This window comes from Streptomyces melanogenes, from assembly GCF_014649795.1.
Classification (GTDB): Bacteria; Actinomycetota; Actinomycetes; order Streptomycetales; family Streptomycetaceae; genus Streptomyces; species Streptomyces noboritoensis.
The window spans coordinates 1-21,583 of record NZ_BMTS01000042.1; the positions used below are offsets into that span (position 1 = coordinate 1).

Here is a 21,583-nt window from a genome sequence, read left to right on the forward strand (position 1 = left end):
AACAGCCCCTCAACGCCCACCGCTCCGGCACGATCAAGGGCCTGTCGGCGGAGGTCGGCGCGTCGGTCACCTCGGGCGCGCTGATCTGCGAGATCAAGGACTGACATGACCGGGCATTTGGTCCCACCCCGCCGACCGGGCCCCGTGCGGCTGGATCCATACGACCCATGGCGCATAATCGACCCCATGGGTTCCATAGCGCAAGGTCATCTAGCACTGGGACAGTTCCTCAAGGCCAAGAGGGCGACGGTGTCTCCCCAGGACGTCGGTTTGCCCGATACGGGCCGGATCCGGCGGGTTCCCGGACTGCGGCGTGAGGAAGTGGCTCAGCTGGCCGACGTCAGCGTCGACTACTACACCCGCCTTGAGCAGGGCCGTATGACGCATGCCTCCGACGCGGTGCTCAGCAGCATCGCCCAGGCACTCGGACTCTCTGCAGCCGAGCGGGAGTACCTGCAGCGCTGCGCGCGCACGCACGCCCAGCCCAGAGTCACTTCTCCGGCCGACACCATCACACCTGCGACGCAGACCCTCATCGACAGCATGGCCTGCGTGCCGGCAGTAGTGCTGGGCCGGCGCATGGACGTGATCGGCTGGAACGCCATGGGTGCCGCACTGTTCACGGACTTCTCCAAAATCGAGCCCGACCGCCGCAACCTGGCCCGCATGGTTTTCCTGGAGCCGAGGATCCGCGAGCTCTATATCGACTGGTCCGATGTGGCCAGCGGCTTCGTCGAGCGGCTGCGCATGGACGCCACCCGTTACCCGGAAGACCCTCAGCTGCACACGCTGATTGACGAACTCTCCGCGCACGACCATGACTTCCGGCGCTGGTGGAGCCGCCACAGCGTTCAGGGAGTGACCTCTGGCCGCAAGCGCATACGCCACCGGGTTGCCGGTGAGCTCACCTTGGACTGGCAGGCCTTGCAGCTCACAGCCGCCCCGGAGCAGACGATCATCGTGCACACGGCCCCTCAGGGCTCCGAGACCCAGCAGGGTTTCGCGGCACTGGCGGCTTGGGCGGAACAACTGGCGGCGGCCTGACAGCGTCGGGCCACCACCCCCTCAGACACCGTCCCGGTGGCTCCTCCCCCCGTAAGGACCACCGGGACGGTTCACTGTCGCCGCAGCACCCGGCTTCGCCGTACAACTGCCGGAGAGCGTTCGCTCTTCTTGCTCACTACCTGGAACTGCTTCCTCCGGGACCTGTCGTCCCAGTATCAGGCTGTCCAGGCCGAGGGTGGAACTTCACTTTGCGCGTAGTCCGTGCAGGTGGGCAGGTAGACACAAGCGATGGACCCCTTTGTCGACGGAATGGGCAAGTGGCCCGGCCCGGTAGGGCCGTCGCACCCCCGGTGGCGGCGGCCCCATCCCGGCTCAGCTCAGCCGAGTTGCGGCGTACGCCTCGATGGCGTCCCACTGGTACTCGGCCAGGCCCGGCGCGATCGACTCGTACACCACGCGCCAGTGCTCGTTCTCCACGCAGCAGCGCCCGATCGCGCGGTACTCCTCGGCGGTGGCTGCCCGGCTGCGGGCCAGCGTCCGGTACTGGGTGTCGATCTCGGCCTGCACCGCGTCGGCGGCAGCGGGCAGACCAGCGGCCATCAGCTCCGCCAGCCGGACCATCTGCGCCGTGCGCTCACGCTCCTCGGCCTCGGCCTCGGTCCGGCTCAACGCCGAGGCGTGCCGCTCGACGGCCCCGACCAACTCGGGGAAGCCGTGCAGGACCTTCATGCACTGGGCGGGCCGGAAGCCCTCGAACAGGTTCTCCGGCCGACTGATGGTGATCATTTCTGTGCCGTCCTTCCTGGACTGCTCCAGTTCGGTGATCGTGTGGGCGACAGTGCCGGCCAGGGCATCCAGGCGGTCGCGCTCGGCAAGCAGCTGATGGTGATGTCCCCGCAGGGCCTCCACCTCGTCGACCTGCGCGGCCAGGACCCGGCCGATCTCCGGCAGGCCCAGACCCAGCGCCCGCAGCACGAGGACCTGCTGCAGCCGCAGCAACTGGCGCTCCTCGTAATAGCGGTGGCCGTTGGCCCCGATCCAGGCCGGCATCAGCAGGCCGATGTCGGCGTAGTGCCGTAACGTCCGGGCCGTCACACCCGACATCCGGGCGACCTCCGCGATCGGCCAGGCCATCGCCGCCCCCACGGGTTTCACCGGGCCGGAACCTCCGGCCCTGCTCACCACGCTAGAGGCTTCCGCTACGGCAGCTTCAAGCCCCAACTCCCAGCTCCTTGCACGCCGATCGGAAGGAGCGAAGATCCGACGCGGGCGGATCCTGTCGGCACCGCTCCGGAGTTCAGCACGTGCAGGGGCCGTTGCCGGCCACGTCTCGGCGGAAACCGGGAGCGATCACGATGAAGGCCATGGCCCCTGTGCGGGTTCGCCCCAGGGCGCCAGGCGCTCCCCCGAGTGCGTACGCACCGCCACGCGCCCACCGGCACCGGGTGCTGCGCCCCGTGGAAGCGGTGCGGCAAGTAGTGGAGTGCTGGGAACCGTTGACCTTCCGTTGATCTCCGGTTGATGCCCGGAGGCGACTCTACCCATGCACCGCGCATCGCAGGTGTGGGAGCCATACACCTACGGGGAAGGGCGCCGGGCTTTCCCCGTGTCTCCCTCACGAATGCCGGACACCGGCTGCCTATGGGTCGCCGAACCGGCATCGGTACCTGGCGCGTGCGCCCCGGACCACCGCTCCTGCCACACGCGCATCTCACATCAACCACGCACGGAAACGGAGAATCCCTTGCGCAGACGTGTTCTCACCCTGGCGTTCGCGGCCGTGAGTCTGACCGCCGCCCTGCCCACCGCCGCAGCGCAAGCCACCGGTCCGGCCGCGCCCGCGCTGCGTAGTACGGACGGTGGCGTGTATGCCTCCGCCACCTCCACCGATGCCCAGCAGCGGGCTTTCTGGGCCGAGCACGACAGCAAGGGCACCCTGCGCCCGTTCAAGGGTGAACTGCCGGACTGGACGCCGAAGGCCACACGGCCGAAGGCCGGCGCGCTCGGTGGGAAGGCCGTGAAGGCGCCCGCAACCTCCCCCGCGCGAAAAGCGAAGAGCCTGCTTGCGGCCGGATCCATGGGTGAGATCAAGCTGCGGGCCACCACCGGCCGTATCCGCATGTCCTGGCCCGACGAGAAGAACCCGGACAGGTGGTGGTGGAACGTGTGCACCGGCAACGTGGTCACCAGCGGCAGCAAGGACATGATCGCCACCGCGCGGCACTGCATCATCCACGACGATCAGGGCCGCATCAACACCAAGGCGAAGTACGAGTTCACCCCCGGCTACTACAAGGACGCCAACGGCGAGCACGCCCCCTACGGCACATGGACCTTCCGTGACGTCGGTGTGGTCGGGAACTTCACCAACGCGCCGCAGAACAACGACTCCGCGTTCCTGACGCTGAACACTCGCAACGGCGCCCACGTCGAGGAAACCGTCGGTGCTTCCGGCTACCAGTTCAGCATCAGTTCCCTGCCCAACCAGGTCGTGCTCGCGGGCATACCCGACAGCAGCAAGCAATTCCATACCTGCGTGAAGCAGCCCTACTGGGGTCCGGACAACCCGCCGCAGATCCTGGGCAGAGGTGGCCCCTGCACCGGTGACAGCGACCTGTCCGGCGGCGCGAGCGGCGGGCCGCTCCTGAACGGCGACACCTTCGACAGCAGCTCCTCCGTCCAGATCGGCAACTTCTCCGGCAGCCTCGGCGACGACCCCGCCGCCGCGGTCTGGCGCGACGCCGCGTACGCCGTCTTCCGCAACCTGGAGGGCGGCAGCAGCGGCCAGCCCGCCCACGACAAGGTCACGACGCTGACCAACTACAACAACAGCGTCGCGGACCTGTACGAGTACAAGACCGACAACGGCACCGCCGTCTACAGCTACCACGCCACCCAGACCGAGAACCAGCAGTGGCACCTGTGGGACAAGGGCAACGGCTACTTCCTCATCGAGAACCGCTACACCGAGCGCCGCGGCTTCACCGGCGCCAACGCCCGGGTGCTGGACTACAACTACTCCAACGGCACCGCCTGGTCCCACCAGATCAACGGCGGCGGAAGCGACAACCAGCTCTGGAAGTTCCGCGCCACCCCCAACCGCCCCGGCTGGTACAGCATCCGCAGCAAGCGGGGCGACCTGTGCCTGGGCGCCCCCACGGGTGAGGGCCAGCTGACCGTCTCCTCCTGCGCCACCGCCGACGGCCTGGACTCCATGCAGTGGAAGCTCCAGTAGCCGCCAGGCCGACGTAGGGCACCGCCGCGACGGCGAGGGAGGCCATTGCCTGCAGGTCCCTGCCTCCTCCCCCTGGTCGCCGCTCGGTGCGATGCCCATTTCGCCGCCGCCCGCCCCTACCGCCGCCCTCCGCATCAGTCACAAGCCATCCTCCACCCGAAAGGCCCCTTCATGCGTAGACGACACCGAGCCGCCACGGTCACCATGCTGGCCTGTGCCACCACACTCACCGGTGGTCTCGCCGCCTCCACCGCCCATGCCGCCGAACCCTTGCCCGAATCGGGCGGCACCTACCGGATCTCCAGCCACGCCGGCGGTGCCCTGCAGTGGGACAGCCCGCAGAACGGTGCGGGGGTGCGCGTCAAGGACTGGAACGAGAACCTGACCGAGCAGACCTGGGCCGTCACCGATACCGGCAACGGGAACTGGACCGTCAAGGTCCCCCACACGAACAACGCCGTCGACCGCGACCTGGGCGACAACTCCGTCGGCGCCTGGAACTACATCGGCAGGCCCAACCAGCAGTGGTGGCTGCAGAACCTCCCCAACAGCCGCGCCTGGCTGCTCCACAGCACCGACCGCACCGGCGGCGACACCTGTCTGACCCGCCTCCCCGACCTGCGCACCGCGGTGCGCCCCTGCGATACCGCCGACACGGCCCAGCAGTGGAACCTCGACAAGACCACGGCTCCCGCCCCCGGCCCCGCCGTCCCCGTCACCGTGCAGATGGTCGACACAGGCGGCTACGACCCCGCCGCCCTGCGTTCCTGGATCGACAGGAACACGGGCCTGCTCCAGGACCAGTACGCGAAGATCCAGCAGTTCATGACCGGTGGCGCCTACCGGGTGAAGCCCAACATCCACGTCGTCTTCGACGCCGGATTCGACGCCTTCAAGAGCCCTGCCGTCTTGGCCGCGTTCGAACCCAACGGCCGGTACAACAACGAGAAGTCGCTCGTGATCCGCCCCAGCCACGTCATGAACAACCCGGGCGATGTCGGTGTGCTCGTCCATGAACTCACCCACCAGGTGCAGGACGCGGCCAACGGAGGGTGGCTGAACGAGGGGCAGGCTGACTACCTCCGCAAGTACGTCTACAACGTGAAGGAGAAGCCCGGTCTCGCCCAGATACGTGGCGCCGACTACAACAGGGGCTACGACCCCACTGCCTACATGCTCAACTACATCGCCCACAAGCACCCGTTGGGCGAGGCGGTCATCCAGAAGATCAACAACGAGGTGCGTCGGCAATACTTTGATGCCGACGGAGACCGGGTGCTGACGACGATCACGGGCAAGAGCGGCCGGCAGTGGTGGACGGAGATGTGGAACGACATCCAGTCCTCCCCCACCAAGTGGACCAATCCCGCCTTCCGGGACTAAGGTTGATCTTTAACCCACCACTGCCGAACGAGTTTCGTACGCGTTCGCCCGGATGGGCAATCGCTGCACGTCAGGGCGGCCTTCGCCTGATCCTGTGTTCCGGATCAAGAAACACGCGGGACCATCACGAAGGCCGTGGACATGAGTGTGCTGCAACGGGACGCCCAGCGGGACGCGTTCGCCGGGGCGTCACACTGCCACCGTGTGCCCCCTGTGAGAGCGAAGACGGGTCGGGGCCGGGGGTTTGCTGCCATCGTGGATCCGACGCCTGGGCCGAGAGGTGCCCTTCCTCTCCTTCGACGTCAAAATCCGCAAGGTGATCTGCTCGACCGACGCGATCGAGAGCGTGAACCCCCGCATCCGCAAGGCCGTGTGGGCCCTCGGCCCACCCCGTCGGAGACCGCCGCGTTGACGTGTCTACATGGCGCTGACGAGCCAAGCTCAGGCGATCCGATTGCGGCGGACCGTGTGCCGGGCCATCTCGTACAGCACCGGGGTGCCGGGGGAATGCGGCAGTTCCGGTTCCAGGTCCTGCCAGGCCTCCTCCAGGAGGGCGTCGGCCTCCTGCTCGCAGGCCGCCGCCGCTCCGCAGCCGATCAGGGTGCGGCGCACCGCGGTCAGGTCGCCCTCGCGGGCGGCCTGACCGCGGACGAGCTGCCACACCTCCTTCAACTGCGGCTGGGGCAGCCGGGCGACGGCGTGGGCGAGCGGCATGGTCACCTTTCCGTTGCGCGCGTCCTCGGCGACCCGCTTGGTCACCACTCCCGCGCGGGTGACGCCGCGCAGGTCGGCGACGTCGTCGGTGATCTGGTACGTGGTCCCCACCACCGAACCGAACGCGGCGAGGGCACACCGCCGCCGGTCGTCGGCGCCGGTGAGCAGGGCGGCCATCTCGAACCCGGCGGCCAGCAGGGCCCCGGACTTCAGACGGTGCGTCAGGCGCACCAGGTCGAGTACGTGTCCCGGGTCACCGGTGGACACCGCGTGGTCCATCTCGGCGCGGTGGCCCTGGATGTCCAGCGCCTGCCCGGCGTGCGCCGCGCGCAGCGCCGCGAAGTACACCTCCCGCAGGCGGCCGCTCAGCGCCGCGTCGTGTGTGACGGTCATGCGGATGGCTCGGTCGAGGGCGAAGTACGCGTTCGTACCGGCGTTGAGGGCCGTCGGGATCCCGAAGGTCTCGTGGGCGGCCGGGACGCCGCGCCGCACCGCGGAGCTGTCCTGGATGTCGTCGACCATCAGGGAACCGGTGTGCGCGATCTCCATGGCGGCGAGCAGGGGACCGTAGCGTGCGCTGTCCCCGCCCAGCAGGTCGATGACCGTGGCGACCAGGCCCGGTCGCCACCGCTGGCCGCCCGCCTCGACCAGGTGGCGTACGGGAGCGGCCAGCGCCTGGTGGAGCCGCCGGGCGAGGTGTGCGCGTGCGCCCGGCGCGAGGTGGTCGTGGAGGGTTCCGGGCAGCAGCCACTCGGCGGCGTCCGCGGCGGGCCCGGCCGGGTACAACTGGGCGACGTGCTCGTCGACGCGCTGGGCCGCACGGCGCAGCCGTACCGCGATCGCGGCGCCGACGTCGTGCGCCGGCGGGCGGGACGGAGGCGCCCCGGGCGCTTCGGCGCCCGGCCCGGGTGCGTCGGCGTCGCACGCGATCAGGCCGTGCGCCACGGCGGACGGCACCCGCCCGGGGTCGTCCGCCCCGCTGCCGGGGGCGATGCCGGGAGCCGTCATGGGGAGCCGGTGCCCGGCGCCGGGTACCCTGCGCGGCGGTGCGTCCCGGGCCCGCGGGGGCAGCTGGGCGACCCGACGGCTCGCGGTCGCGTCTGCGCACAGCGCGGGTCACTCCCCCGAACGGGCCGTGACCGCCGGTCGCCCGCAGAATTCGCCGCGGCGGCGGGCACGGCCTCGCCGGGGCAGCACAGGTGTGCCCGTCGGGAAGCTGTGTGGTTCATTCCCCGGTCAACGACGGCTCTGACACCGAGTCACTGTCGCCTCCGCTCTTCGAGTGGCGAACGGTCCGGTCAACGCAGGCCCGTCCCGGCAGCCGTACTCGGACCGACGCACGGCACGCCGGGCTCGGCAACGGTGTCGGCGGCGACAACGGCGGCGTCCCGCGCCGCCCACCCCCGCCCACCCCCGCGCCGCTGGTCGGCGAGGGCGCGGGCCACACCCCACCACAGGCGGGGCCTTTTGAGCGAGGACGGATGAGCCCGCATGTGTACGACGTCGGTGAACCGCTCGTTCACCCAGGTGTCCGTGAACGCGGCACGCGTCAGGAGGTCGACCAGGCGCCGGGTCGCCCGGGACCGCAGCCGGTGGGGGCCCACCAGGTCGGGCTGGACCACGGCCAGCGTGGAGACCTCCCACGCGGCGTCGGTGACGGCCGCGACGTGCTTGAAGTACGGGGCGGCCGACGCATGTACGTCGGCGCCCGACGCGAGGTGGCGGGCCAGGCAGGACGCGTGGAAGGCGGCCGCCGTGATGCCCTGCGCGTAGACCGGGTTGAACGAGGCGACGGAGTCGCCGACGGCCACCAGACCGCCGGGCAGCCGTTCCACCGCCGCGAAGTCCCGCTTCACCGTGTGCGCGAGCGTGAACGTCTCGATCCCGCCGAGCATCTCGCACTGCCGTGCGACGGCCTGGAACGGCGGTGCCTTCAACTCCTCGCAGGCGCGGCGGAAGCCGTCGGGGTCCGTCGGCGGCCGCGCTCCGTGGTCACCGACGGTGAGCAGCCACTGGTCTCCTTCGACCGCCGCCAAGCCCGCAAACCTGCGGCGGGTGACGGACCCGGCGGCCGGTGGCGTCGCGCACGCCCCCATGACCCCCGGCGCCTCGTCGCCACGGCGGAAGCGGGCGGTCGCGTAATGGAGGTCGATGCGGGTGCGCTCCACGGGCGGGGCGGGCCATCCGGCTTCCACCAGCCAGGACCCGAGGCGGCTGGAGCGGCCGGTGGCATCCACCACCAGGTCGGCGGCGAGCGTCCGCACCCCCACACCCCCACCTTCGTCCCGCACCCCGGTCGCGGCCGCATCCCGGTAGCGGACACCGGCGACGCGGCCGCCCTCGAAGACCAGGCCGACGGCCCGGCCGCGCAGCACCGCCACCCGGCCGTCCGCCAAGGTCCGCCGCCGCACGTGCGCCTCCAGCAGGCCGCGCGTCACGCCGACGCCCTCGTCCCGGGGGCTCGGCACCTTGCGTACGCCGTCCAGATAGAACTGGATCCCACTTCCGGACCCCAAGACCGCGCCATCGGCGGCGAGATCCCCCTTCAGCCCGGGATACCAGCGTTCGGCCAGCGCCCACCCCGGGGTCAGCAGCCCGTGCACATGCGCGCCCTGCGGAACACCCCTGCGGACACCGTCGGCCCCGCCCGGATCGTCGGCCTCCACCACCGTCACCCGGGCGACATCGCCCAGGACCCGGGCCGCCAACAACCCGGCGATGCTTCCTCCGAGGACAACCGCATGCGGCATGCACGTCTCCCTGCCAGCCCTGTGAAGCCGACGCCGCGAACGGGTCGGCGCCGCACTCCTGGACGCACCGGCCGCACGCCCCGCCACCAGACGGCGGGCCCGGACCGCGAGGCACGCGGTGCGGCTTCGGCGCGTACCCCTGCAGAGGGGATCAACGAGGCCTTCGACGGGGCGTCACCGGAAACGACGTGCGTGTTCCCGGCAGGAAACCAGGCAGGAGAAAGGCGGGGGGCGGGGTGCCGCCGGGGCTTCACCGCCCCCCGCCCCTCTCCGACTCCTGACGCGGTCACCACGCACAGCGCCTACTGGGCGAAGACCAACCCACCGGTGTCCGAGGGCAGACGGGCCGCGACCACCCGTGAACGCCGGCACCAGGTGCACCAGCTCCTGGACTCGGGCGTCGGCCTGCTCGACTGTGCCCGTCGGCCCACGCTGGTCGATCCCTACCGCGAGCACCTGCGCCGACGCCGGTGTCACCCTCATGGCGGGCGGTGAATCCGGCCGTCCCCGTCACCCACCTCCTGCACGAGATCAGGAAGACGGGCTGCCCCGCAAGCGCGAACCTGCTGCTTCGCTACATCGACCAAGGCCGCGTCGAGGCCGACCACGCCGCCTTCTCCCCGCGCAAGGCCACCGGTCTCCTCCTCACCGATCCCGCCTACCAACGCGACCAGCAGCGCGTTCTGGTTGATCGCGAGGCTGCGGAAGGCCGCCACGCTGCCGGCCCGTGTCCGGAGCGGACCTTGGCGGTGTCCCCCGAATGCCTGAGCACCCTCCGCGTACGCGGCCGAGACAGCGGTCAAGGATCAAGCTCGGGGACAGGCCGCTCCCCCGCAGCGTCCTCGGCCCAGTCGTCCGGCCAGCATCCTGCTGCTTCGAGTCAGAGCAGCCGTGATCCCGGCTTGACCTCCCGGTCCGGGCCGATCAGGATCACGTTGCCGCCGTCCTCGTCCGGCACTCCGAGGACGAGGACCTCGGACATGAAGTCCGCGACCTGCCGGGGCGGGAGGTTCACCACGGCCATCACGAGACGGCCCTCGAGGTCGTCGAGCGCGTACACATCGGTGATCTGGGCGCTGGACTTCCGTACACCCAGATCACCGAAGTCGATCCACAGTTTGTACGCGGGGCGACGGGCGCGCGGGAACCGCTCGGCGCGGACGATCCGGCCCGCACGGATGTCGATGTCCAGGAAGTCGGTGATCGTGATCCCGTCCGCCGCCATCAGACCTGTACCGAGGGAAGCAGTCCGGCCGACATCGGCAGGGAGGAATGGCTGGTGAGGGAGTCGTAAGGGTGGGAGATGTGGCCCTCCATGGCAGGCTTCCGCGTGAAGAAGATCAGCATATCCCGGGTAGACGCCCGCAGTTGGTCAGCGGCAACCACCGGGGAGAGGCTGTGCTTTCGCTCGTGGTCGACGACCAGCATGGTGTCGAGGAAGTGGCGGTGCTGGTAGTGGCCCATGACGAGCTCCGGGTCGACCTCGTCCCAGCGGACTGCGTTGTTCTGCCGCATGTCGTGGAGGAAGGTGATCGCGCTGTCGGCGGTCATGTTCTCGCTGCCGAGCAGGGTGGTCATTGTGTGGTCCACGCCGTCGCTGTGCACCCCCTCGAGGGCGGGTTCACCGACGAGTTCGGGCGTGGTGACGGTCCGCAGATTGAACAGGGTGCACACCCATCCGGGGTAGTCGTAGTCCAGCTTCGGGCGGTGCGCGATCTCCACGTCCTGGACCATGAACGCCTTGAACATCAGCAGTGCCTGGAAGGCTCGGTTCAGCTGGAGGTTGTCACCGATCTCCGCGAACTCGCGCGTCTGACCGGAGTCATGACGTACGAAGTCCTCGCCGGCCGACAGCACGAACGGCTGGAACTCGCCCCGGTCGACCGTCCCGTTCTCCACGTCGAAGTGGAAGCGGCCGTTCTTCGACTTGCGGAAGGGGAGGGTGGGATCGTCGCTCACCCGCTGAAGCTGGGCCAGGTCGGCGTCTGTGGCGCCGAGCCTCTTTAGTAAGCCGGCCATGCGCTCGCCAGGGACAAAGACCGAACGCTGCTCGACGTACTGCTTCTTGATCTGGGCCAGGTCGGATATGCCTTGGTCGAGATCGTTGGTGCTCACGGTATGGATACTCCGTTTCGGTTCAGGATGTGACTCTCCGCGGGATCCTTCGGGTCGTTCCGCGGTGGAGGGGAAGGGCAACAGCACGGTGCCGAGGACGACGGCCGTGTTCAGCCGCCGGCCCGAGCTGGGCGACGCCGATGGCCGCGGCGGCCGGCGGCTCGACGAGGGCGACGACCGATGCGGTCGTCGCCCGGTCCAGGGCACTGCCGTGCGCCAGGCCTGCCCGGGGCAGGATCAGTCCTCACGCGCGCAGGTGAGCGGGTCCATGCCCTGCTGGAAGGCGTTGCACACGCCGCTGTTGATGGCGGTGGTGTTGGTGTCCGCACTGGCGGCCGCGGACGGGATGATGACGGCAGCGGCGGCGGCAGCGAGCGCGGCGGTACCAAGGGCCAGGCGGGTGGTGATCTTCATAGTGCGGGCTCTCTCGTTCCATTGATGACGTCCGCCCTGGGGCGGAATCGATCGTCTCCGACGAGAAAAAACCTATGGACCGCTGATCAATTGACGGTCAACGAGATGTCTACGTGCGCGCCAGGGCTGGTTCAAATCCCGGAGTTCCACGAACCCGCAGGTCACAGCTTGGTGATGGTCGATCACCCTACTCTCCCGTGACAAAGAAACCCCGACACCAAGGTGACAGCCACCCGAGCCACCCGAGAAGAATGGCACCGCAACGCTCGCTACTCCTACGAGTCGTGCGCAAACGCCGGCTTGGCGTCCCGTAGTGGCGAGCCGCAGCCTCAATAGCGGCCACCCCTGGTCGGGAGTCACCCCGCACCTGCTCGATGGATCTTCCCAGCCATGCGGCACCTGACCTGCTGACGGGCGTCACGTGGGCGGCCACCCTGGACAGCTGGCTGCAGAGTCGGGGCGGACTGTCCGGGGCGGCCGAAGGCCAGCACGGAACGCCGCCGTCGGCGCCGGGCCGTACGGGCACCGGCGCCGACGGGGCCCGTACGTGGCCTTCCTGCCGTCCAACGGTGCGCGCTGATTCACCGAGGACACCGTCCCCCCCCCTCTCCGGTGGCATGCGCTGACGCCACGCGGTCTCCGCCGCTGACCCGAAACCGGCCGGAGCCGTTTCCGCAGGTCAGCGAGGGGCGAGGAGGCAGAACTCGTTGCCCTCCGGGTCGGCCATGACCGTCCAGGGGACGTCGCCCGACCCACATCGGCGAGCGTCGCGCCGAGATCCTTCAGACGCGCGACCAGCTCTGCCTGGTGGGCGGTCGAGGTGGTGGCCAGATCGAGGTGCACCCGGTTCTTCATCGTCTTGGGTTCCGGGCGGGCTATGAGATCGATGCAGACGGCCGCGGGGGCGGGGTAGGCGAAGCCGACGGGTTCGAGGTCGGTGACGCCGGGCGTTTCGCCGCCGACCCCCAGCCGAGGGCGTCCGCCCAGAACCAGCCGAGCGCCGAGTCGTCCTGGGCTTTCATGTTGATCTGCACGAGTCGTGTTGCAGGAGCTTCACGGGGACCCACTTCAGCTCCCGTCCACAATGCGCGGCTGCTCGGCGCAGGATCTCGCGCTCCAGCTGTCACTCGGCCTTCCGCCCTGCGCAGCCGCTTGTTCTCCTCCCGCAGCCGGACCAGCTCCTCGTCCTGGCCCTCGGCGGCCAGATCGCTTTGGGTGCCTAGCCCGGCCGTCCGCCTCCGCACCCAACTGCCGGGCATCTCACGAGACGGCACGCGGGTGGGGCTACGGCCGGGACACGTCGGGGTTGGGGGGTGGGGTGGGGGTCCAGGAAGGCCAGGGCGCCGGGGGTGGGGTGGGAAGGGGGGTGCCGGTGAGGCGGTGGAGGGTGGTGGCTTCGGGGGCGCCGATGGCGGAGAGGATGCGCTGGGCCTGGAGCCACGATGCGCGGGCGCGGGACGGGTCGTGGAGGTGGAGGGCGTGGCCGAGTTCGGTGAGGGCGAGGGCGGTGCGGTACTGATCGCCGTCGTGGGTGAGGGCGGTGACGGCGCGGTGTGCGGTGTCGGCGGCGTCGGGATGGTGTGCGGCGCGCTGGGTCTGGGCGAGGGCGAGCAGGGTGCGGCCGGTGCGCTGGTGGTTGGTGGCCCGGTGGTGGCTGAGGGCGGTGGTGTAGTGGCGGATGGCCTGGCGGTGGTGGCCCTGTTCGTGGGCGAGGGTGCCGAGGGTGTCGGCGACCATGGCGTTCAGGGCGGGGGCGGCGAGGGCGGTGCTGATGGTCCGGGCGGTGTCGGCGGTGTGCTGGGCTTCGGTGTGGCGGCCGGAGCGGGCGAGTGCGGTGGCCAGGCGCAGGAGTTCGGGGACGGCCGCGGAGCGGTCGCCGAGGCCTTGATGGAGGGCGGCCGCGGTGCGGAAGTGGTCGGCGGCGTCCGGGTAGCGCTGGACGTGGAGGAAGCACATGCCCAGGGTGGTGTGGGTGTGGGCCTGGAGGGCGGGGGGCAGGGCGTGGGCGGCGCACAGGCGCAGGGTGTGGAGGAGTTCGGCGAGGGCGGGGGTGGGTGAGCCGATCTCGACGAGCAGGCGGCCCAGGGCGAGCCGGACCTCTGCTTCGGCCGTGCTGTCGTGGCCGATGACACGTGGCAGGAGCTGGTTGGCGGCGCGGCCGAGGGCGAGGGCGGCGTTGCTGGAGGGGTGGCTGAGCGCGGTGGTGAGCAGGAGGCGGGCGGCGGGTGCGTGGGCCGGGCCCGGTTCGGTGCACTGGGTGTGCTGGCGGATCAGGGCGGCGACGGCGCCGGGGTCGACCCATGTCGCGTCGGCGGCCTTGCCGTAGGCGGTCAGCAGGCGGGTGAGGATCTGTCCGGGAGCGGGGTCGTCGGGGTGGGTGAGGGTGCGGGCGAAGGCGCGGACCAGGTCGTGGTAGCGGTAGCGCTCGGGGGCGGGGGTCTCCAGGAGGGAGGCGTCCACGAGGGCTTCGGCGAGGTGCTCGGCTTGCTCCGGTGAGACGTCGAGGACGGCTGCGAGGACGGGGAGGGGCAGGTCGGTGAGGTCGGGGACGGCCAGCAGGCGGAAGGCGCGGGCCAGGTCGGGGGTGAGCTGGTCGTAGCTGAGCCGGAAGGTCGCCTCGATGGTGAGGGTGCCGTGGCGCAGGGCGGCCAGACGGCGGTTTTCGTCGGTGAGGCGGTCGCACAGGCTCGCGATGCTCCAGACGGGCCGGGAGACAAGCCGGGAGCCCAGGATGCGTACGGCCAGGGGCAGATGGCCGCAGGCCTCCAAAAGCAGCCGCGCGGCGTCCGGTTCGGCCCCGGTGCGCTCGGCGCCGACGATCCGCGCGAACAGGACGAGAGCCTCGTCGGGGGTGAGGGCCTCCAGATGGAACGTGTGCATCGCGGGCAGCGAGAACAGGCGTGAGCGGCTGGTGACCAGGGCCGCGCTGCCGGGGCTGCCGGGCAGCAGCGGCAGGAGCTGCTCGGTGTCCTTGGCGTTGTCGAGCAGGAGCAGGACGCGCCGGTCCGCCAGAACGCTGCGCAGCAGGGCGGTGCGGCTGGCCGTGGAGGAGGGGATGGCCTGGGAGGGCAGGCCCAGTGCGTGGAGGAAGCCCTCCAGGATCTCCTCGGGCGGGGTGGGTTGGGGGGTGTGGCCCGTCAGGTCGGCGTAGAGCTGTCCGTCGGGGAAGTCGGCGCAGGTGGCGTGGGCGGCCTGGATGGCGAGTTCGCTCTTGCCCGTGCCACCGAGTCCGGACAGGGCGATGACGGGCATGACACCGGGGTCGCGCAGCGCCGTGGTGATCTGGTGGAGCTGGTCGTGGCGCCCGGTGAAGTCGGTGGCTCCGAACGGGATCTGGCGGGGCGTCAGGTGTCGCGGCAGCTGCCCCGGCGGCACGGAGCGGGCGGTGTCGCCGGAGGCGGAGTCGGAAGCTGAGTCGGCGGGCGGGGTGAGGGCGGGGTCGGCCTGCAGGATCTGCTGGTGCAGCAGCCGCAGACCGGGCCCCGGCTCCACGCCGATCTCGTCCGCCAGCCGGCGCCGGGCGGCAGTGTAGGCGTCCAGGGCGTCCGACTGGCGGCCCGCCCGGTACAGGGCGAGCATGAGCAGCTCGGTGAACTGCTCGCGCAGGGGGTGCTCGGCCGCCAGGGTGACCAGTTCCGCCAGTACGGCGTGGTGTCGGCCCAGCGCGAGGTCAAGGGTGGCGCGTCGGGCGATCAGGTCGAGCCGGCGCTCGGTGAAGTGGAGGCGCTGGCGCTCGGCGTACGGACCGGGCAGTCCGCCCAAGGCGTCTCCCTGCCACAGGCCCACGGCCTGGGCGAGCGCAGCGCGTGCCTCCCGCAGCCGGCCCTCAGCCTGGTGGCGGACGGCGGCGGCGGCGAACTCGTCGCACTGCGTGGTGTCCAGCGGCGCCGCCCCCCGCACCAGCCGGTAGCCGCCGGTCAGCGTCTCCAGCCGGTCCGCTCCCACCACACGGCGCAGCCGGTGGGCATAGGTGCGTACGATGCCCACCGCGCGGCCGGGCGGCTGCTCCCCCCACAGTGCCTCGGACAGCCGCTCCAGCGTGACCGGCCGACTGTCGTTCAGCAGCAGTACCGCGAGCAGGGCGCGCTGCTGCGGCGGACCGAGCGGCAACTCGCTCCCGTCCTGCCAGGCGCGCACCGGACCGAGCAGACAGAACCGCAGATCGGGCACTGGGTGCGTTGTTGGGGGCCCGGACGCCATCCCCGTCCTCACAATCCGTAATATCGTCGGCCATCAGAATAGATCGTGCGACCGAAAAACCGGCCCGGGGGGATCGGTAACCGACCAACGGCCGCACCACCGCCCCGCGGCATCACGCGCGGGCGGGAAGACCATGAAGACCATGGGGGACATGTGAGACAGGGAAGCACGCTTGGTGACCGCTACCGGCTGGACGAGCGGCTCGCCGGCGGATCGATGGGGGATGTGTGGCGGGCCTGGGACACCGTACTGGAGCGCCACGTCGCGGTGAAGGTCCTGCGTCCGTTCCTGGAGGACGACGCCGCTTTCACCGACCGCTTCCGCGACGAGGCACGGGCCATGGCGCGCCTGAACCACTCCGGCATCGTCGCCGTCTACGACTTCGGACACACCCGGACCGACGACACCGCCCACGCCTACCTGGTCATGGAACTGGTCGAGGGCCACGCTCTCGACCAGCACCTGGCCCGCACCGGACCGCTCGACGTGGCCGAGGCCCTCACCCTCACCGGCCAGATCCTCGACGCGCTGCAGGCCGCCCACGAGGCGGGCATCGTGCACCGCGACATCAAACCCGCCAACCTGCTGCTGCGCTCGGGCCGGATCCTGGTCGCCGACTTCGGCATCGCCAAACCCGACTTCTCCCCCCGCCTGACCGCCTCCGGCCTGCAACTGGGCACCGCTCCCTACCAGGCCCCCGAGCAGGCCGCGCGAGGCAAGGCCACCCCGGCCGCGGACGTCTACGCCGTGGGCATCGTGCTGTACGAAATGCTCAACGGATCCGTACCCTTCAGCGGCGACACCGCCTTCGAGATCACCCTCAAGCACCTCACCGAGGCCCCTCCTCCACTGCCCGAGGAGATACCCGAGCCGGTCCAGGCCGTCATCCGGCGCGCCCTGGCCAAGGCACCCGAGGAACGCTGGCCCGACGCCGCCGCCATGGCCCAGGCGCTCCAGGACCTCACCTCGGCCGCCCCGGCCACGCTCACGCCGGAACACGCCGGACAGCAGGAGGCGGACACACCCCCGGCCGCATCGGCGCACACCCCGACCCGCTCCGCCCCGCCGAAGGCGGCACGGCGGAGCGGGGTCAGGACATGGGCGCGCCGCGTGCGCGTCCACCGGCGCCGGGCCGCGGCCGTCACCGCGGCGGTGATACTCACCGCGCTGCTGCCGCGCGCGTTCCACGTGGAGTCCTCCAACGACGCGTTGCGGGCGGCGCCCCCTGGTATCAGCATCCCCTTGCCCAGCCCGCGGATGCCTTCGGCAACCCCCGGGGGCACACCGACCGCACCGACCTCCTCACCGTCCGCCGTCCCCACGCCCGGCACCACCACCCGCCCCCGGCCCGATTCCGCCCTCCCCCCGAAGACGGACCGGCGGGACCTCGCCACGCCCCCGTGGAGCCCCGCGGCGCCCCACTCCCCGTCCGCGGACGGGCTGCCCTGGCAGCCCCCGCCGCGCACCGTCCCCGTCCCCCCGGCCCCCAAGCCCACCGGCCCTACCGCGTCGCCCGCCCCGACGCCCGCTCCGGCGACCGGTCTTCCCAAGCGCGCCGTCCTGCGCAACGGCGATCTGACCCTGTCCAACACCCAAGGCGCCGACCGGAACGGCAACCTCGTCAGCACCTGGCAGGTGCCGACGAGTCCGGCGGAGGTCTGGGAACTGAACGGGATCAAGGACGGGCGGTTCTACCTCACCAACCAGTCCACCACCCGCAAGATGCTGGACATGGACATGCAAACCCGCGCCGTGCAGGTCTGGGCGCCCGGCACGACGCCGGACGGCCAGGGCATCGACGACGGCGCGTTCGCCAACCAACTGTGGGTCTTCGCTGCCGCGCCGGGGGCCCCGAGCTCCTACCGTCTGATCAACACCGCGACCAACGGCTGCCTCAGCGCCCGGGGTTCCGCCGAACCGGCGACCGTCAGCGACTGCACGTCCAGCCCCGCCCAGATCTGGAGCGTCACCCCCGCCACCTAGCGGCGGCGCGGGCCGCGAGAGGCCGCAGCACGACCGGCCGCCGCTCTGCCGAGCGGCGGCCGGTCGTGGGCAATGGCGTGTGCGGTGGGGCTACTTCACCGAGGGGCCCACCTCAACCGTGATCTTCTCTCCGTTCCTCGGCTGCGAGACGACCTCGATCCGGGTGTTGGTGTCCGTCACCTGGACACTTCCGTGCTTGTTCTCGGCGTAGTAGTAGACACCCTGGTGGTCGTCGAAGACCGGGACGCCCGCCTGCGCCGGGAAGGTGGTGGCCACGCCCTCCCGGTGCAGGGTCAGCGCGGGCACCGGGTACCGGCCGAAGGCCGCGTCGTACGGCGTGACCTTGTTCGAGACCGGCACGCCGTCCGCCCACTTCATCGGCTTGGCATGGGCGTCGACGGGCAGCAGCAGGCCCTTGCCCGGGTGCTCACTGACGTTGTTGTCGCGCTGCGAGGTGTCCCACTGCCACAGCACCAGACCCGGGCTGTAGGAGTAGTGCTCGACCCAGTCGTTCATCCGGGGCCGGTCGCCGAAGTTGTACGGGCCGGTCTTGAGGGCCTTGTCGTACGAGGCGTACTGGCGGTTCTCGGCGATGTAGTACACCGGGAAGTCGCCGGTGACGGAGGCGCCGACCCGCCGGAAGCCGCGCGCGGTCCAGCCGTTGTCGTCGCCTTCGGCGTCGTCCGAGAAGAGCGTGGTGCCGTCGGCCTTCACGGCGATGGTGTCGGCGGCGAAGCCGATCGGCGCGACGCCGCCGTCCGTCTTGTAGCGGAAGCGGATGCCGATCTTCTGGCCGGCATAGGCGTCGAGGGGGAACACCAGCTGCCGGTAGGTGTCGGAGGCGCCGGTCAGGGCGGGCTTGTCGCCGCCGTCGCGGGTGATCGGTCGGCCGTCGGCGGTGCCGTCGATGGACCTCCAGCTGGCGCCGCCGTCGGTGGAGACCTGGGTGTAGAGGTAGTCGAAGTCCTTCTCGATGTTCCACCAGGCGGCGAGTTCCAGGGAGGCGGTGGACTTGCCCGTCAGGTCGACCGTGCGGGTCAGGGTGTTGGACAGGTTGTCGCCGTAGCCGCTCCACCACTGCTCGGCGCCCTGCCGGGGTGCCACGATGCCGGTGGTGACCGTCTTCTTCGGAAGCTGGACGACCAGCGCCTGGGGGCGCTTGGTGTGGTACTCCGCGACGCCCAGGGTGTGGGTCGACCTTGTCGCGGCCTTGGCCGTGTCGTAGTTCAGCCAGCCCAGCTGGAGCTTGTCCCAGGCGGTCATGTCGCCCGGCATGTCGCCGATCGAGTCCTTGCCGGTGCCCAGCCAGGAGCCGGCCGACATCAGGGACCAGAAGCCGACCGAGTTCTCGACTGCCTTGTCGTTGGTGTCGTAGAGGTCCGGCAGACCGAGGTCGTGGCCGTACTCGTGGGCGAAGACGCCGAGGCCGCCGTTCTCCGGCTGCATCGTGTAGTCGCCGACCCAGATACCGGTGTCGCCGATCTGCGTGCCGCCCGCCTTGTATCCCGTGGGGCCGGTGTCACCGTCGTCGTGCCCGTAGGCGTAACCGCGGTGTGCCCACAGGGCGTTGGTGCCCTGGACGCCGCCGCCGGCCGACTCGTCCTCGCCCGCGTGGACGATCTGGAAGTGGTCGATGTAGCCGTCGGGCTCGTTGAAGTCGCCGTCGTTGTCGTGGTCGGTACGGTCCCACTGGTCGTACTGGGCCAGTTGGGCCTTGATCTGCTCGGTGGTCCGACCCTTGGCCCTCTGGTCGGCAACCCAGGCGTTGACGCCGTCGCGCACCAGGTCCTCGACGTTGGGGCAGTTGCTGGCCTCGCAGTAGTTGGAGCCGTAACGGGCCTCGTTCCCGTCGACCTTCACCCAGTCGGAGACCTCGCCCTCGACCGAGTAGCGGCCCGAGGACGTCTTCTCGTAGTACGTCTTCAGGGACTGCTTCTGGGTGCCGTCGGCGTTCTTGCCGGTGCCGAAATACAGGTCCTGGAAGTGCTTCTGGTTGTAGTCCTTCTGCCAGGCCGTGCTGTTGTTCTTGGCCCGGTCGGGCTTGGCTATCCGGTTGTGCAGCGGGCCGGGGGTGCCCCCGTACTTGACGACCGGCGGCTTGGGGCCGGCCGGACCGTCCGGGTCGAACATGGTCGTGCTGTCGACCTTGTCGCCGAACTCCACCAGGATCGTGAAGATCTTGTCGGTCTTCTCGCGGGCGAGCTCGACGTACTTCTTGTCGGCCAGCTGGACGACCTCGGAGCCGTTGCGCGCCTGGGGCTTGAGCTTGCCCGACAGGACCTGTTCCAAGGCCTCCTGACGCTGCTTGGCCTCGGTCCGCGCGTAAGGACCCTCGATGAGGTGCCCCTTGCCCGCCCCGTGGCCCCCCTCTCCGGGCCCCTCCGGCGGGGCGCCGACGGCGGTGTGCGACACGCCGTGCGCGTCAGCGGCCGGACCGGCCGCTGACGCGTTGCCTGCGGCAGCCGTTGCCGTCAGCGTCACGAGCACGGCGCCCGTCGCCAACACACTTCTCCTACTGGACACTTGAAAGGGTCCTTTCCCGCGTGCCTGTCGGCACGGCGTGCTTGATGGGTGCGATGGAGTCCTCGGCCCGTACGGATCAGAACTGGTTCCACCACTGGGCCGCGTCGTTGCCGTCACAGGGGACGGCGGAGAGAACGGCCTGAAGGCCGTTGGCCCTGAGGCACTTGCCGGTGGCGACGTTCTGGATCATGCTCCAGCCGGTCTTGTCCTTGTCGAGGACCCGCCACCGCTGGTTGGCGTTGACGTCGAGGCGGTCGATTCCGGCCTGCCCCTGCCAGGGGCGCCAGATCTGGACCTTGCCCTTCGTCACGTCCTGGTCGAGCACATAGCCGTTGTGCGAGACCACGAGCTCATCTCCACGCTGGTATACGGCGAAGTCCTGGCCGGGATCCCCCTTCCAGAACTCCAGGGACAGCATCTGGCCATCGACGTCCCGGCCTTCCGGGACCGCTATGACAGCCGCCGGGCGGACAGAGCCGGTGTACTCGCCGGACTCGGCCCAGTTGCGCAGGTGCGCCGCCCTGGTGACCGTGACGTCCGGGTCAGCGGCGTGCACACTGCCGACGGCCTGGCTGAGCAGAGCGAGCGCGGCAACGCCCGTGGCGGTCATCGCGTGACGGATACGCATCGTGTGATCCATGCCTTTCTTCGTGGGTTGACTCGGGTCAGCGTCGGTGAAGGCCCGTCGACGAGGCGGCGGGGCGAAGGACCGGGCCCGCCTGGGGGGGGTAGGCGGGCCCGGAGATCGGAGGGGGTGCGGTATCCGGTCGTGGGCGCCACGATGCGCGGCGCCCACGAGAGCGGGGCAGACCCGCACGGCCCCGCCCCACCGGCGTCAGCCGCGCGGGACCTTCAAGGCCGCCCACTGCTTGGGGCCCGGGATGCCGTCGGCGCCCCTTGGTGCAGTTGGAGTGGTACGGCTGGATCCGGGTGCCGGATGCCTCGTTGCTGCCCTGGACGTCGGTGACGAGCTTCGCCCGGGCCGTCCAACGACGCCTGGGGCGTCCCTGCCTGATCGTCGTACGGAAGCAGCGGCATCGGGTGACTCCTTTCCTGTGCCCCTCCGGCAGGGATGCAGGAGCTTGCCGACCCGGTGGGAGCTGGCGAAGGCCGGGACCGTGCCGTCCCGTACGGCGGGCAGCCGGTGGGCGGCAGTACAGTCGCGTGGGAATTCCTTGTCCACACGGGGCAACTGCCGTTGCACGGCTGCGAGACTCCTGTATCCGCGGTGCGCGGTGTACGGGAAGAGAGTCGCCGTCCT

General features: G+C 70.5%; 15 protein-coding genes and 2 pseudogenes. 6 read left to right on the top strand and 11 right to left on the bottom strand.

The annotated features are described in order from the left end of the window. Nucleotides 1-186: 186 nt before the first annotated feature. Nucleotides 187-1,044 (top strand): helix-turn-helix transcriptional regulator, encoded by an 858-nt coding sequence (locus IE252_RS40225; protein WP_190094466.1) that lies wholly within the window; start codon nt 187-189, stop codon nt 1,042-1,044. 333 nt (nt 1,045-1,377) lie between these two features. Here IE252_RS40225 and IE252_RS40230 read toward each other — a convergent pair whose 3' ends face one another. Continuing rightward, nucleotides 1,378-2,139, bottom strand: coding sequence for a MerR family transcriptional regulator (locus IE252_RS40230; RefSeq protein ID WP_190094493.1), 762 nt, complete (start codon nt 2,137-2,139; stop codon nt 1,378-1,380). Nucleotides 2,140-2,749: 610 nt separating this feature from the next. On the opposite strand from IE252_RS40230, the gene IE252_RS40235 reads away from it, so the two are divergent. From IE252_RS40235 to IE252_RS40245, 3 genes and pseudogenes are all read left to right on the top strand, one after another. Next, a complete protein-coding gene (locus IE252_RS40235; protein ID WP_190094467.1) occupies nt 2,750-4,240 on the top strand; it encodes an RICIN domain-containing protein in 1,491 nt (496 codons plus the stop codon). Nucleotides 4,241-4,411: 171 nt separating this feature from the next. Beyond that, nucleotides 4,412-5,623 carry a basic secretory protein-like protein gene (locus tag IE252_RS40240; RefSeq protein WP_190094468.1) on the top strand — a complete coding sequence of 404 codons (1,212 nt, stop codon included), beginning with the start codon at nt 4,412-4,414 and terminating at the stop codon, nt 5,621-5,623. A gap of 280 nt (nt 5,624-5,903) precedes the next feature. After that, a pseudogene (locus IE252_RS40245) lies at nt 5,904-6,046 on the top strand (transposase); the annotation flags it as partial. 18 nt (nt 6,047-6,064) lie between these two features. On the opposite strand, the gene IE252_RS40250 reads toward IE252_RS40245, so the two are convergent. Together IE252_RS40250 and IE252_RS40255 are read right to left on the bottom strand one after the other, a co-directional pair. Then, nucleotides 6,065-7,345 (bottom strand): polyprenyl synthetase family protein, encoded by a 1,281-nt coding sequence (locus tag IE252_RS40250; RefSeq protein WP_190094469.1) that lies wholly within the window; start codon nt 7,343-7,345, stop codon nt 6,065-6,067. 290 nt (nt 7,346-7,635) lie between these two features. After that, nucleotides 7,636-9,087 (bottom strand): NAD(P)/FAD-dependent oxidoreductase, encoded by a 1,452-nt coding sequence (locus tag IE252_RS40255; protein WP_190094470.1) that lies wholly within the window; start codon nt 9,085-9,087, stop codon nt 7,636-7,638. 327 nt (nt 9,088-9,414) lie between these two features. Here IE252_RS40255 and IE252_RS44460 point away from each other — a divergent pair, with 327 nt between their 5' ends. Beyond that, entirely contained in the window at nt 9,415-9,582 is a 168-nt protein-coding gene (locus IE252_RS44460) for a hypothetical protein (RefSeq protein WP_373298690.1), read from the top strand. Here the strand turns inward: IE252_RS44460 and IE252_RS44465 are convergent. The 6 genes and pseudogenes from IE252_RS44465 to IE252_RS44080 form a co-directional block, all read right to left on the bottom strand. Next, the gene (locus tag IE252_RS44465; protein ID WP_190094471.1) at nt 9,567-9,803 is read right to left on the bottom strand and encodes a hypothetical protein; all 237 of its coding nucleotides are present in this window, start codon (nt 9,801-9,803) and stop codon (nt 9,567-9,569) included. The two genes, IE252_RS44460 and IE252_RS44465, sit on opposite strands and share 16 nt — an antisense overlap. Before the next feature lie 164 nt (nt 9,804-9,967). Beyond that, entirely contained in the window at nt 9,968-10,312 is a 345-nt protein-coding gene (locus tag IE252_RS40265; RefSeq protein ID WP_190094472.1) for a tRNA-binding protein, read from the bottom strand. Continuing rightward, nucleotides 10,312-11,202, bottom strand: a complete 891-nt coding sequence (locus tag IE252_RS40270; protein WP_229849115.1) for a 2OG-Fe dioxygenase family protein — start codon at nt 11,200-11,202, stop codon at nt 10,312-10,314. The genes IE252_RS40265 and IE252_RS40270 overlap by 1 nt, the downstream gene beginning before the upstream one ends. A 237-nt stretch (nt 11,203-11,439) precedes the next feature. Then, nucleotides 11,440-11,616, bottom strand: coding sequence for a hypothetical protein (locus tag IE252_RS40275; RefSeq protein ID WP_190094473.1), 177 nt, complete (start codon nt 11,614-11,616; stop codon nt 11,440-11,442). A 682-nt stretch (nt 11,617-12,298) separates the two neighbouring features. Next, nucleotides 12,299-12,638 (bottom strand): annotated as a pseudogene (locus IE252_RS40280) (VOC family protein); the annotation flags it as partial. Nucleotides 12,639-12,900: 262 nt separating this feature from the next. Next, nucleotides 12,901-15,786 (bottom strand): AfsR/SARP family transcriptional regulator, encoded by a 2,886-nt coding sequence (locus IE252_RS44080; protein WP_190094474.1) that lies wholly within the window; start codon nt 15,784-15,786, stop codon nt 12,901-12,903. Between the two features lie 183 nt (nt 15,787-15,969). Between IE252_RS44080 and IE252_RS40290 the strand changes: the two genes are divergently transcribed. Next, nucleotides 15,970-17,799, top strand: a complete 1,830-nt coding sequence (locus tag IE252_RS40290; protein WP_190094475.1) for a serine/threonine protein kinase — start codon at nt 15,970-15,972, stop codon at nt 17,797-17,799. Nucleotides 17,800-17,889: 90 nt separating this feature from the next. On the opposite strand, the gene IE252_RS40295 is transcribed toward IE252_RS40290, so the two are convergent. Next, nucleotides 17,890-20,322 carry an immune inhibitor A domain-containing protein gene (locus IE252_RS40295; protein ID WP_373298691.1) on the bottom strand — a complete coding sequence of 811 codons (2,433 nt, stop codon included), beginning with the start codon at nt 20,320-20,322 and terminating at the stop codon, nt 17,890-17,892. Nucleotides 20,323-20,398: 76 nt separating this feature from the next. Further along, on the bottom strand, nt 20,399-20,950 hold the full coding sequence (locus IE252_RS40300) for an RICIN domain-containing protein (RefSeq protein WP_190094476.1): 552 nt from the start codon (nt 20,948-20,950) through the stop codon (nt 20,399-20,401). Nucleotides 20,951-21,583 lie beyond the last annotated feature (633 nt).